13 protein-coding genes are annotated in these 12,136 nt (G+C 56.4%); 6 read left to right on the top strand and 7 right to left on the bottom strand.

The features are described 5' to 3' along the window. The 4 genes from B3520_RS13620 to B3520_RS13635 all read left to right on the top strand — a co-directional run. The coding region (locus B3520_RS13620) for a CLCA_X family protein (RefSeq protein ID WP_286876282.1) at positions 1-725 on the top strand (725 nt) is incomplete at its 5' end. Between the two features lie 37 nt (positions 726-762). Next, complete coding sequence (gabT, locus tag B3520_RS13625; RefSeq protein WP_123639069.1) at positions 763-2,040, top strand: 4-aminobutyrate--2-oxoglutarate transaminase; 1,278 nt, start codon at positions 763-765, stop codon at positions 2,038-2,040. 74 nt (positions 2,041-2,114) lie between these two features. Then, entirely contained in the window at positions 2,115-3,596 is a 1,482-nt protein-coding gene (gene glpK / locus B3520_RS13630) for a glycerol kinase GlpK (protein WP_286876284.1), read from the top strand. Between the two features lie 382 nt (positions 3,597-3,978). Continuing rightward, entirely contained in the window at positions 3,979-5,595 is a 1,617-nt protein-coding gene (locus B3520_RS13635) for a hypothetical protein (RefSeq protein ID WP_286806461.1), read from the top strand. A gap of 70 nt (positions 5,596-5,665) precedes the next feature. Here B3520_RS13635 and B3520_RS13640 read toward each other — a convergent pair whose 3' ends face one another. Next, positions 5,666-6,838, bottom strand: coding sequence for a helix-turn-helix domain-containing protein (locus B3520_RS13640; protein WP_286806460.1), 1,173 nt, complete (start codon positions 6,836-6,838; stop codon positions 5,666-5,668). A gap of 60 nt (positions 6,839-6,898) precedes the next feature. Beyond that, entirely contained in the window at positions 6,899-7,090 is a 192-nt protein-coding gene (locus B3520_RS13645; protein ID WP_286806459.1) for a hypothetical protein, read from the bottom strand. Positions 7,091-7,334: 244 nt separating this feature from the next. On the opposite strand from B3520_RS13645, the gene B3520_RS13650 reads away from it, so the two are divergent. Next, positions 7,335-7,718, top strand: coding sequence for a PKD domain-containing protein (locus B3520_RS13650; protein ID WP_286806458.1), 384 nt, complete (start codon positions 7,335-7,337; stop codon positions 7,716-7,718). Between the two features lie 33 nt (positions 7,719-7,751). Here the strand turns inward: B3520_RS13650 and B3520_RS13655 are convergent, their stop codons facing one another. Further along, on the bottom strand, positions 7,752-8,903 hold the full coding sequence (locus B3520_RS13655) for a glycoside hydrolase family 88 protein (protein WP_286806457.1): 1,152 nt from the start codon (positions 8,901-8,903) through the stop codon (positions 7,752-7,754). A 32-nt stretch (positions 8,904-8,935) separates the two neighbouring features. On the opposite strand from B3520_RS13655, the gene B3520_RS13660 reads away from it, so the two are divergent. Beyond that, complete coding sequence (locus B3520_RS13660; RefSeq protein WP_286806456.1) at positions 8,936-9,166, top strand: hypothetical protein; 231 nt, start codon at positions 8,936-8,938, stop codon at positions 9,164-9,166. Between the two features lie 78 nt (positions 9,167-9,244). Here B3520_RS13660 and B3520_RS13665 read toward each other — a convergent pair whose 3' ends face one another. The 4 genes from B3520_RS13665 to B3520_RS13680 form a co-directional block, all read right to left on the bottom strand. After that, positions 9,245-9,634 (bottom strand): Dabb family protein, encoded by a 390-nt coding sequence (locus B3520_RS13665; RefSeq protein WP_286806454.1) that lies wholly within the window; start codon positions 9,632-9,634, stop codon positions 9,245-9,247. Positions 9,635-9,743: 109 nt separating this feature from the next. Next, positions 9,744-11,225, bottom strand: coding sequence for an amidohydrolase family protein (locus B3520_RS13670; RefSeq protein ID WP_286806452.1), 1,482 nt, complete (start codon positions 11,223-11,225; stop codon positions 9,744-9,746). Between the two features lie 153 nt (positions 11,226-11,378). Further along, positions 11,379-11,645: a hypothetical protein gene (locus B3520_RS13675; protein ID WP_286876286.1), complete on the bottom strand. Its 267-nt coding sequence runs from the start codon at positions 11,643-11,645 to the stop codon at positions 11,379-11,381. A gap of 102 nt (positions 11,646-11,747) precedes the next feature. Beyond that, positions 11,748-12,136 (bottom strand): GGDEF domain-containing protein (locus B3520_RS13680; RefSeq protein WP_286806449.1); only part of this gene is annotated, 389 nt, incomplete at its 5' end.

Genomic DNA, 12,136 nt, shown 5'->3' on the forward strand with positions numbered 1-12,136 from the left:
CCACCTTCCTGGATATTCGTCGCCGGTTCGGGTTTCGATCAATCAGCCTGGGTCGGTGGGTCACCGAGGCGGAGAAACAGCGCGCGGCCGGGCTGTTTTACGACGCTCTGTGCGATTTGATGGCTATACTCAAAGGGCCGGAAGGGCTGATTTCGCTGCGTGGCACCCTGGCGCTGCAATACGGGCAGGGCGGTCAGCGGGGCGTGGCGGCTCACTATGAGCCCGCGACCCACACCTTTGCCCTGGCCAAGAACGCCGGGCCGGGCAGCATTGCCCACGAATGGTTTCACGCCTTTGACCACTATATTTGCGACAAGGCGTTTGCGCCGGTTCCGGGTGCGAGCTTCGGGTCCAAGGCCTGGCTGGCGAATGCCGCCGGGCTCAGTCATCCGTTGAACGACCGGTTGCGTAACTGTTACCACACTGTGCTATTGAATGAAGCTGGCACCGCTCCCAGCGAGCTGTTCGAGCGCTCTGCCGAGCAGGACAAGCGAATGGGAACGGTGTATTACGCGCTGCCCGAAGAGCTTTGTGCCCGGGCGTTTGAGGCTTACGTGCAGGACGCACCGATCAAAAACAGCTTCCTGGTCACGGGCACCCGGCAGACCGATGAGGCCCGGTTGGGGCTCTACCCTCAAGGCCAGCAACGCGCGCGGGTAAACGCCGCGTTTCAGGACTATTTCACCCATCTTGGGCAGGCGCTCTACCAGTCTGCCGAGGCATAACATCACGCGCTGACCCAGCGCCAAAGGAGACGGAAACGTGAACAACAAATCGCTGAATGAACTGAAAGAACGCTATGTGGCGGCCGGCGCGGCCAGCCCCAATCCGAACTTTGCCGACCATGCACTGAATGCGGAACTGTGGGATGCCGATGGCAAACGCTTTATCGACTTTGCGGGCGGTATCGGTGTGCTCAACATTGGCCACCGCCACCCGGCCGTGGTGGATGCGGTCAAAGGCCAGTTGGACAAACTGATGCACACCTGTCAGACCGTGATGCCATATGAAGGCTACGTGAACGTTGCGCAGAAGCTGAGTGAACACACCCCGGTACGGGGCCACGCCAAAGTGATGCTGGCCAACTCCGGCGCCGAAGCGCTGGAAAACGCCGTCAAAATTGCCCGGGCGGCTACTGGTCGCACCAACGTGATCTGCTTTGATGGTGGCTATCACGGCCGCACATTCATGACCATGGCCATGAACGGCAAGGTCAATCCCTATCAGGGCGACTTCGGTCCTATGCCGGGCATGGTATTCCGCGCACCTTTCCCGGTGCCGTACCACGGCATGAGCGAAGAGCAGGCGCTGCGCGGCCTGGAAATGACTCTGAAAACCGATTCCAGTCCCGAACAGACGGCGGCGATCTTTATCGAGCCGGTGCTTGGTGAGGGCGGTTTTTACGCGGCACCACCGAGTTTCCTGAAAGCCGTGCGCAAGATCTGTGATGAGCACGGCATCCTGTTGGTGGTGGACGAGGTGCAGAGCGGTTTTGGTCGCACCGGCAAACTGTTTGCCATCGAACACAGCGGTGTGGAGCCGGACATGATGACCATGGCCAAGAGCATGGCCGATGGCATGCCCATTTCCGCCGTGGTCGGTACCGACACCATCATGGACAGCTCCGGCCCCAACTCCCTCGGCGGCACCTACACCGGTAACCCCCTGGCCTGCGCCGCGGTAATGGCGGTATTCGATGTTTTCGAAAAGGAAGACATTCTGGGTAAAAGTCAGCGGTTGGGCGACACTCTTGCCGCCCGTTTCGCGCAGTGGGAGCAGAAGTTCCCGAATGTGGACAACGGCCGTAACCTGGGCGCCATGGCCGCTTTTGAGCTGGTGGACAGCAAAGAGAGCCGCAAGCCCCGTCCGGATCTGGCGGCGGAGCTGCTGAAGAAGACCAAGGAGAAGGGCCTGATTTTGCTCAGCTGCGGTATGCACGGCAATGCCATCCGCTTCCTGATGCCGGTCACCATTGAAGATGAGGTGCTGGAAGAGGGATTGGCGATTGTGGAATCGGCACTGGCGGAGCTCTCTGCCTAAAGACCGGGGTTTTCCCCAAACCCCCGCTCCCGGAGTGCTATGCTTAGTGCACTTGCATAGACCCGGGAGCGACTATGTCTGATCTGATCCTTGCCATTGACCAGGGCACTACCAGCAGCCGCGCCATTGTGTTCGCCCCGGATGGGCGCATGGTGGCCAAGGCCCAGCAGGAATTTTCCCAGCACTTCCCCGACGACGGCTGGGTGGAGCACAATCCGGAAGAAATCTGGAAGGTCACCACTCAGGTCTGCCGCGACGCGCTCGACCAACTCTCCGGCGATCAGCGCGTGCTGGGCATTGGTATCACCAATCAACGGGAAACCACCGTGGTGTGGGATAAAACCACGGGTACGCCGACCTATCCCGCCATTGTCTGGCAGGACCGCCGCACCGCTGATCACTGTCGCAGGCTCGCCCGCGATGGGCTGGAGGATGACACCCGAGCGCGCACCGGGCTGCTACTTGATCCCTATTTCTCCGCCACCAAAATCGCCTGGATTCTGGATAACGTGGAAGATGCCCGCGCCAAAGCCGAGCGCGGTGACCTGCTGTTCGGCACCATGGATACCTGGCTGATCTGGAAGTTTACCGGCGGCAAAGTCCACGCTACCGATGCCACCAACGCCTCCCGTACCCTGCTCTACAACATCAACGACCAGTGTTGGGACCCGGTGCTGTTGGAGCGGTTCGGCATTCCCGAGGCCATGTTGCCCGAGGTGCTCGATTGCGCCGCCGACTTCGGAACCGCGCTGGAGGGGCTCGATGGGGTGGAGTTACCCATTGCCGGGGTGGCAGGCGACCAACAGGCGGCGGTGGTCGGCCAGGCCTGCTTCGAGCCGGGGATGATCAAGAGCACCTACGGTACCGGTTGTTTCGCCCTGATGAACATTGGTGAGACCCCGCGCCTGTCCCAACATCGGCTGCTGACCACCATCGCCTACCGGTTTGACGGCAAGCCCGTATACGCGCTGGAAGGCGCGATTTTTGTTGCCGGTGCGGCGGTGCAGTGGCTGAGAGATAAATTGGGCATTATCCAAAGCGCCGAGGAAACTGAAGCCCTGGCGGAGAGCCTGAGTTCCAACCGGGGTGTGTATCTGGTGCCGGCTTTCACCGGGCTGGGGGCGCCGCACTGGGAGCCGGACGCCCGCGCGTTGATCTGCGGCCTGACCCGCGACAGTGGCCGCGCCGAGCTGGCACGCGCGGCACTGGAAGCGGTGTGTTATCAGACCCGGGATCTGTTCAAAGCCATGGAAGACGATGCCGGTGAGCGGCCCGAAACCCTGCGGGTGGACGGCGGCATGGTAGCCAATAATTGGCTGCTACAGGCTCTGGCCGACATTGTGCACGTTCCGGTGGAGCGTCCGGACATCATCGAAACCACGGCGCTCGGGGCCGCTCGTCTGGCCGGGTTACAGCTCGGCCTGTTCGGGGATCTGAACGATCTGGCTCAGCACTGGACCCTGGACCGACGCTGCGAACCCCAACTGGGCGATCAGGAGCGTGATGCAATGCTCAAAGGCTGGCAGGCAGCCATCGAGCGTGCGCGGAACGGGTGAGTCGACTCAGGTTCCGTCTCGAAAATGCGCCGAAATACTCATTTTGTGGAATCTTATTAAGCGAGTACGAAAACTGCTAGCCAGTTCAAAACCGTGATGAGGTGCCGATCCACATGAGCGTTGGGTTCCCTCGAGTGATGGTCGGGTTATTAGCCGGCCTGTTCCGCGTGTAAAGAAACCCGGCGTTGCCATCGAGGGGCTAATGCCATTACGTTATGATTGGTGGCATTTTTTATATGAATAATTAAATCTCTCGCGCGTAACGGCAAGTGATCGACTCTTGTCTGGGCGTTTGACTGTGGAAATATTGGACAATAAAAGATTGAGGTGCCAGAATCTAAAATCACTGTTGATCTCCTGGAATTGGCCAAAGGAAAATGTCATGCGCTCCTCGTTCAACGCTTTGCTGCTCATACTATTGTCATCCCTGATGTTTTTTCTGGTCTCTTGTGGCGGAAGCAGTGGAGGAGGTGGTAATGATCTCGGCGGGAATAACGGCGGTGAAGACGAACCCGAGGATCCGGTCGATATCAATACTGAGTTTGGGTATTTGATAGACGCCGCCGTTGAAGGGCTGAGGTATGAAGCAGGAGAAGTTTTTGGTTTTACGGACAGCAGCGGTCGATTCCGGTTTATTCCCCATGAGCCGGTAGCATTCTCATATGCGGGAATGTCGTTGGGAACAGTAACTTTGAATGAGGCTGACAGTGTTGTTACCCCGGCTGAATTGCGGGGCGTCAGTAGGGATGAAGCACCGTCAGATGTCACCACAGTAAACCTGCTTCGCCTGCTTCAGACCCTGGACTCTGACAGTGACCCAAGTAATGGCATCCGTTTACTGGAGGCTCAAATGCTGGGAGACTTCGGTCTGGAGCAATTTCTGAGCGCAGTGGAGCTGGATGACGTCAATTTTGATGCACAGCTGCAGTCCGCATTGAATGAGTTTGAAGGAGAGACTGGTACCAGCCTTACCCTGGTTTCCAGAGAAGACGCACTAGCTCATTTCGATATCAGTCTGGAATTGTTGGCGGTACCGGAGACTTTTATAGAGTACTCTGGAGCGGATCAATGGTCTTGGGATATACACACCAACTCATTCGGAGAGTGGGCAGCTCGAGTTCGCTTCGATGCGGATGGTTCTGGTTTGATGGAAGAGTTTTCCGATTGTGCTGAGGGGAGTGGTGATGCCGACTCATGGGTGGCAAATTACGCCCGAGCATCTGCGATCTGCAACCAGCGCCACGCCGAGGAAATTACCTGGTCTCTGAATGGTAATGTACTTGAAATCAGCACAGACTCCTTTACAGATACATGCAAGATATTGTCGGGAACGGTGCACCGTGCCAAAGGAAGTTGTCTTACGTACCGAGGTGAGGGGCGATATGCTACCGAGACTCAATACTTTGTGCGAACAGAAGTGAACGGGTTTTATCCCAAGTTGATCTCTGAAAGATTCTACGAGTTTAATCGCCAGGGTGTGCATAACCGGGGCGACTACAGCTTGCTGACTTACCGTGAAGATGGCACGGCTGACTATCGTATCCCGAGGGCAGGGACGGATGAAACGGGAAGTTTTGATTGGTCGATCGCCAATGACCGGCAAGCCATAGTCTATAGTGCTACGGACAACCCCGACGAGCAGACCAACTTTGTCCGTTACCTCGCAGGTGCGTATGACGTTGATGTGGACGCTAGTCGTCGAATCATGATTCCCAATTACGCGCCGGTCCGAATGAGCTCGGGTTGGGCTTACCGCTACAGTGCGAGCGATGGTCGCCTGCTTACCTCGAGCACTCAAGATCCGGATTCGGTGTGGCGCTGTCAGAACTCGACGACAGGTGAGCTTTGTTATCTCGTCGGTGGCACCGACTATGCCTGTCAGGCGATTCATAATTTTCCGACAAGACGTGGCGACTCCGTATACTGGATGCACTGCGGCGTTCTGGTAGGCGATGCTCCATCGTCTTTTCAAATCTGGCGGTTACAAGGCGGCAGTTAAGGTTTAATCTTTAGTGGGTGCGTCTCTGAAGCGGCCAGGAAGAAAGCAGTTGCCATGAAGATAGGTGATGCTAATCTGGCCTCTCCTCGGGATTTTTGGGGCGACACAGGCTCTGAAAGGTTTTGGGTGGGCAGCCGTACTCTTCTTTGAACAACTTGTTGAAATAGGAGACGTTGTTATAACCCACGCAGTACGCCACTTGGGAAATGTTGGCGCCAGAGTTCTCTGACAACAGGCGTGCAGCCTCGGTCAATCGAAGCCGCTTCAGGTAAGCGGTAAAGGTCAGGCCCAACTCTTCTTTCAGAATTTCGTTGACCTTGGTGCGGTTGATGCCAAGTGTTACGGCGGTGGAGTCCAGTGTCAGCTCGGAGTTGGCGTACTCCGTGGCGATATGCCGCAGAAGGGCACTTTTGTCTTTGTCTTTCTGAGGTTCGATGGAGAGCTTCTTGTAGGCAATCAGAGGTTGATCCCGCTTTATTTTTTCTTTCAAGACGGCGGTTTTTACCGAGATGTACGCGCGGGTTACCCATGCGAGGAAGAGCGCCCACAGGGCCAGGCTGACGCCCACACTGGCGTATAGATAACCGGGCCGGCTGCCAATCAGGTTCAGCTCGTCGATGCGGACCTGAGACAGAACATCGACAGGACTTTGTAGGGAGTTGATGAATGCCAGACCCATGGTTTTGTCCTGGCGGTAACCTCGCTCGCTAAGCTCAAGACCATAGCGATCCAGCCACCAGTCAGGCGTGATCAGCTCTTTCAGTTCCAGGGTTACGGTTTCCCAGCGGTTATCGCAGGAAAATGCGGTGGACGAGACTCGTCGGGTATCTTGGTGAAGCGGATCGGTGACCTGGTCGTCATAGCTGAACAACGCAAACAGCAGGACGTTGCGCGGCGCGCACAGCACGCGGAACGAGATGCTGTGATAACCGGTCAGATCCACCATGTGATGGGCCTGCTCCGGCTTGATGAAGTACAGGGAGAAATGGGTGTACGGAAATGACTCCTCAGGATCCAGCATAAACTCGTAGTCAAGTGTGCCAGCCTTACTCTTGATCGATAGCCAGGTGTCTCCAGTGGGGTTGCGGGGTTCTATCGCCGGTGCCCACAGGTACCCGTCGTCATCGGCTGGGAAGAGTGAGGTATTCAGTTGCGACTTGGCATAGCCGCTATAGATGATTGTCGCAGTGGCCGCCAGCAGCACCAGAAAGGCTGCCATGGATCGCCGGTAAAACGTCAGCATGGTCGAGTCATTTTATGAGTTTTTGGTCGAATCTGGTCTATTGTACTATAAGTTATCGGTCTATTGCTCGTCCTCGATCATCTCCCGCTGACGGCGGTACTCCTCATACTCTCCGGTAATCTCGGACAGGCAGCGCTCTCGTTGCCCACTCGGCATCTGATTGCACTCGTTGATCTGCCCCTGGCGAATACCGTCATACACGCCGCGCTCGGTGAAGGTGCAGTCTGCAAGGCCCAGCGCAAGCAAGGTCATCCCGGCGATCTTGAAAAGCCTGATGGATATCACAAAGCATTTCCTCTCGGTCTGTTCGTTGCTGGATAAAACTCACCGATTTTTCACCCGCATTGTGCACAATTTATTGGTAGAGCGCATAAGGTGAAGGTTCCGCACAGTTTCTGTGGAGCTCATCACGATATTGCATCGTGTTTTTAACTAGCATTGACGAAGCTGCCGTGCGTTTTGGCTTGCCCGTCACGTTCCTCAGGAGGAATGCACCATGCCAATAATAGTCCGTCTGTGCCTTTGCCTGTTGGCCGTCCCCGCCCTGGTCTACGCCGGATCGCCCCAAAGTGACGGAAGCGTGTCGGGCGATCAATTTGATTGCCTGATCAATCCGGCCGTCAGCGGGCTGGTGTCGTGTTTGCCGCCCGAAGATCATACCGCCCAAGGCTACCGCTGGGATATGGGCGATGGCGCTGTGTATAACAGCGATGGCACCGAACCCTATATCTATCACACCTACAGTGAGCCCGGTGAGTATACCGTGACGCTGACGATCAACCGAGGCCAAGCCAGCGCCCATTCGGAGACTGTGCTGTCCATACCGGAGCCGCTGGACGACGATATTTCACGTCAGCTGGCCAGAGGCCACCTCCGGTAAACGAGTCAGGACTGATTCGCCCACTTGGAGCGCTCACCTTTCTAGTAATAGATACATCTCAGAGGCGGCCAACAGAAAGGCGCCCACGCCAAAATTGGCAGTGGATTCGGCGTCGACAACCTGGCCGGGTATGGCTCGCTCACCAATGGGCTGAATATAGCCGATCTTGCCACTCCCCTGCAGCGCTGTTTCGCTCAGGTACTGCCACGCGTTCAGGGCGACAGGCAAGTAAGTATTTCGATCGAGTAGGCCATTGTTTATGCCCCACAGGTAGCCGTAGGTAAAAAAGGCCGTGCCGCTGGTTTCATACCCGGGAGCGTGCTCCGGGTCGAGCAGGCTGCGCGTCCAGTAGCCACCGGGCTGCTGCGCATCGGCCAGGGTGGCGGCCATTTTCTGATAATCCGCCAGGTATTCATCCCGATGCCTATGGTCCTCGGGCAGGTCCGCCAGCACCTTGGCCAGACCGGCAAAGATCCAGCCATCGCCCCGGGCCCAGAAATCCTTGTGACCATTCAGGCTCTTATGCTCAGGGTAAACGTACTTGGCATCGCGAAAGAACAGGCCGGTTTCTTCGTCGTACATGATGCTTTTGGCGTAGGTGTAGTATTCGTGCAGCTTTTCAAGGTACAGGTCGTCGCCAGTGACCTGATAGAGCTTGGTCATGACCGGCATCACCATGTACAGGCCATCGGCCCACCACCAGTAGTCATCCGCATCGGTGGCCATCTGGTATTCCATCACCTCCAGCGCCCGCGCAATTTTTTCGCGATCTCCGGTGATTTCATAAAGGTCGATATAGGTCTGAAAGCAGATCTGCCAATCACCAAATAGTACAAACTCGTCGGTTTCCCCGTAGCTGTATTTCCACTCTGAAGGCTGGTTTGATTTCGCGCCCATCCACTCGTTTCGCTCGCCCCAGCGCAGGGAATAATCAAGGTAGTCCTGGTCGCCCGTTACGAAATAGGCTTCCATGTTGCCGGTGTGGTAAGCCGCGTGTTCCCAGAAAGCCCAGCCGGGTTCCGGATGCTCTGACTGCCAGTAATCATTGGCGCGGGTCAGTTGTTCCCGTACGACCTCGGCGTCCGGTAGCGCATGGGTAGACTGGTTGCTGCCGGTGGTGCAAGCGTTAAGGAAAAACAGTACGACGAGTACAATCAGCCGATTGCGATGTAGGAGTGTGTTCATGCGATATCCATTCTGGTTGATCAGTGGTTGTAATGTCTGATTATATTGATTACGCTCATCTTAATTGTATTACAAAAAGGACGCAAATAATGATTGGTACACCTGGTGCGCTCGCCATCGTCGCTCTGTTGATTAAGTTGGGTTCAATTGTAGGGCTTGCTGTTGCCGTAGTAATGGCAGTGCGAGCTTTACGCAAAAGCGCTCGTGAGCAGGCGAGAATTGCGGATCAGCTAGAGGAAATTCAGCGCGAACTGAAGAGATAGCTACCTCCCTTCAGGTTCGCGGCTTGAATAACGCTACGCTGGCGCTTGAAGATGTTCTTTGGCAAAGGTAATAATTATTCACTCTTTGATTGAATAATCGATCACAAATACATCCTCCAGGATGTCGAGCTCCTCCATCAGCGCCACAAACTTTTTGTGCTCTGGGTGCGGCAGGTACTCGTCTCTGGCTTCTGCGTCGTCGAAGGTGACAACATAAACGTGGGTGAACCCTTTGTTCAAGCCTTCCGGACTGTTATTGACGCCGTCTTCATAGGAGGCGATTCCGGGAATTTCGTTCTGTAAAGCGCGGAAGGCATTGGTTACCTGATTGATATCACTCTCGGCTGCCCCTTCTTTATATTTGAAGGCAACAATATGCCGCACTGGGTCCTCGGTGGCATGAGCTGTGCTCACCGCGGCCAGCGTGGAGAAAATGGCGAAAGCGAGAATCCGGACGTTCTTTGTCATGGTGTTGACCTTTTTGTTGGGGGCATCATTTCTGGCCAGACCTAAGGTAGATCTGCCAATTTATCATATAAATTAATGATGACATCCCAGGCGAAGCCACGCAAGCCCATCAGGTAGCCCGGCCACCACTCCACCGCATCAGGTTCAGAAATTCGCGACGCGTCTTGGGACCATTGGTGCGGTAGTGGGGATCCGGGTGCTCGCGGTAGTGGGCTCGGGCCAGAGAGATGTTGTCTTTGCCGACCAGCTGGCGGATCAGTGACTCGTCAATCTCGTAGGGCACGAGGGCATTGAGGCCAAAGATCTTGCGCTTGATCTCTGGTGTCAGCCCCTGGTAGCCGTGTTTTTCCCGTACTGCTTCGGCAATCTGGAAAGTCCGGAACGCCTGAATCTGGTCCTGGGGCGAGCCGTACCAGATAGAGTCGGTGCCCCAGAGCACATTGTCCTCCCCCAGGTATTTGATCAACTTGCCCAGAGTATGCGCGGCGGAGTCGGGGTCGCGCATCAGAAACCGCCAAGTTGACCCCAGTTCCGCGTAAACATTGGAGTGTCGGCCAAGGTCGTTCTCGACCACCGTCTTGATCAGGGAGTCGACGCCTTCGTTCCGGCTAGGATCATAGGGCCCCTCGGCCTGCCCGGGCACAAACCCTGAGTGATAGACCAGAAACTTCAGATCGGGATAGCGCTTGGCGACCCGGCCAATGTCGTCGCAGAGGGAGTGCTCATAGGACTGGGGTCCGAAAGGAATGCCCTTGTGAATGACGATGATCTTCACGCCCAGCTTGCGCGCTTTCTCCAGAAAGGGAATACCGGTGTCGTCATCATCCAGCCAGTAGCCCTTGCCGTCCGGTCCCCACTGGGTATAGGTCTTCCAGGCGACCACGCCGAATTCCTCCTTCAGTCGGTCCATGTCCTCCAGGTCGCCGTCCTGATTCGGATTGACCCGCCCGTGCAGAAACAGGCGGTGACGGTTGTCTTTCATCTGATTGACAATCGATCGCGCGGCGGACGCTTCCTCAATGGTGAGTGGCTCCTCGTCCCGCTTCGAGGGCACGAAGGAAAGCACCATCAGGTCGGTGTCGGAATCCATGAACACATCCTGGATAAACGCATCCGGGCCCAGGCACTGCAGATAAGAGCGGTCCTCCTTGCCGGTGGCCAGGGCGCAGCCGGCCTGTTCCATGCCGGACAGGGGTCGAGCATCCTCCGGTATCTTGTCCAGCCAGGCCCCAGTGGGATTCACGAAATGACCCTGCACATCGAAGATGAATTCATCCCCTTCCAGCGCCTCGGCGGCGGCATACTTATCAAGCCCGGCTTCAGACGCCAGGGAATAAAAACCAGCCCCACGCCCGGCCGCCGCCTGAGCCGCATTGAACGCCAACAGGGTGGTCGCCGCGCCGCAGGCGGACACCAGCAGCTCCCGTCGGCTGACACCCAGCCGGTGTGCGTTGGCAGAGGTGGCCTCGTGCGCCATGCGGTTGGCCAGCTTGCTCGTCTTGTCCAGCGGGATAGGCACATACTCTCCATTACTGGTGCTGTCCAGCTTGATGGGCAGGCGTGTGCCCTCGGGATCGTGAACAAATTTCATGGTTGGCTCCTGATTTCAGGAATTAGGAACAACTTGCCCGTGGTGGGGCCGGAAGGAACGGGTGGTAACTAGAAGGTATAGGCGGGCGGAGAGTGGTTTTCAAGCGGGTGGGTGACTGGAGGGGCGCCATGCTGGGGGCGATAGCTCCAGGGGTCACGTTCTGTCGCCAATAAATTCAATCATCTCGAACAGAAACTCAAACATCGACCAGCCGTCCGTCTCCTGTGCCTGATCCCGGTGGGATTGGGCGCTCTTCTGAGCCGAGCGCATAGCCTGGATGTTGTCAGGCGTGCCTGCCTGTTGGCCAATCCGATAGGCCCGGCTTTGTTCCGCCGCTGCTCGCTCTTCGTGCATTCTGCTGGTGGAGGTAGAACAGCCAGTGGCCAAAACCGATACCAAAAAAACGACTAAAATCCTCAACGACTTTCTCCTTGATAATGGCCGATATATGCAGGCAATCAATGTAAGCTCCGGAGCGTTTGAAGTACATTTCAAAACCTCGAAGTCTCTCAATAAGCCACCTTAATTTAACATCACGACCTGATTCCTACCATCGCGCTTACCCACATAGAGCATGTTATCCGCCCGGGTAATCAGCGCATCCAGATCATCGTCGGCGTTGGCGACCGCTATACCAATGGTGACGCTCAGGCGAAGATCGCTCATCTCCCCCTCGAGTATCAGTGCGGCGACATTCTCCTTCAACCGCTCTGCCACGGCTTGCGCATTGATTGAATCAGTGTTCGGCAGCGCCACCACAAATTCCTCGCCTCCGAAGCGGCCAATGATGTCGGTGGGGCGCAATGAGTGTCGGCAAACGTCGGCGACTTTGGTCAACACTCGATCACCACAGGTGTGGCCCCAGGTATCATTGACGTCCTTGAAGTGGTGTTCGGCGACAATTACGGTGG

The organism is Marinimicrobium sp. UBA4509, from assembly GCF_002388575.1.
Taxonomy (GTDB): Bacteria; Pseudomonadota; Gammaproteobacteria; order Pseudomonadales; family Cellvibrionaceae; genus Marinimicrobium; species Marinimicrobium koreense.

Excerpts from the sequence above, each read along its gene's own strand:
- glpK (WP_286876284.1), top strand. The coding sequence starts at position 2,115 with ATGTCTGATCTGATCCTTGCCATTGACCAGGGCACTACCAGCAGCCGC.
- B3520_RS13635 (WP_286806461.1), top strand. The coding sequence starts at position 3,979 with ATGCGCTCCTCGTTCAACGCTTTGCTGCTCATACTATTGTCATCCCTG.
- B3520_RS13640 (WP_286806460.1), bottom strand. The coding sequence starts at position 6,838 with ATGCTGACGTTTTACCGGCGATCCATGGCAGCCTTTCTGGTGCTGCTG.
- B3520_RS13645 (WP_286806459.1), bottom strand. The coding sequence starts at position 7,090 with ATGACCTTGCTTGCGCTGGGCCTTGCAGACTGCACCTTCACCGAGCGC.
- B3520_RS13650 (WP_286806458.1), top strand. The coding sequence starts at position 7,335 with ATGCCAATAATAGTCCGTCTGTGCCTTTGCCTGTTGGCCGTCCCCGCC.
- B3520_RS13655 (WP_286806457.1), bottom strand. The coding sequence starts at position 8,903 with ATGAACACACTCCTACATCGCAATCGGCTGATTGTACTCGTCGTACTG.
- B3520_RS13660 (WP_286806456.1), top strand. The coding sequence starts at position 8,936 with ATGTCTGATTATATTGATTACGCTCATCTTAATTGTATTACAAAAAGG.
- B3520_RS13665 (WP_286806454.1), bottom strand. The coding sequence starts at position 9,634 with ATGACAAAGAACGTCCGGATTCTCGCTTTCGCCATTTTCTCCACGCTG.
- B3520_RS13670 (WP_286806452.1), bottom strand. The coding sequence starts at position 11,225 with ATGAAATTTGTTCACGATCCCGAGGGCACACGCCTGCCCATCAAGCTG.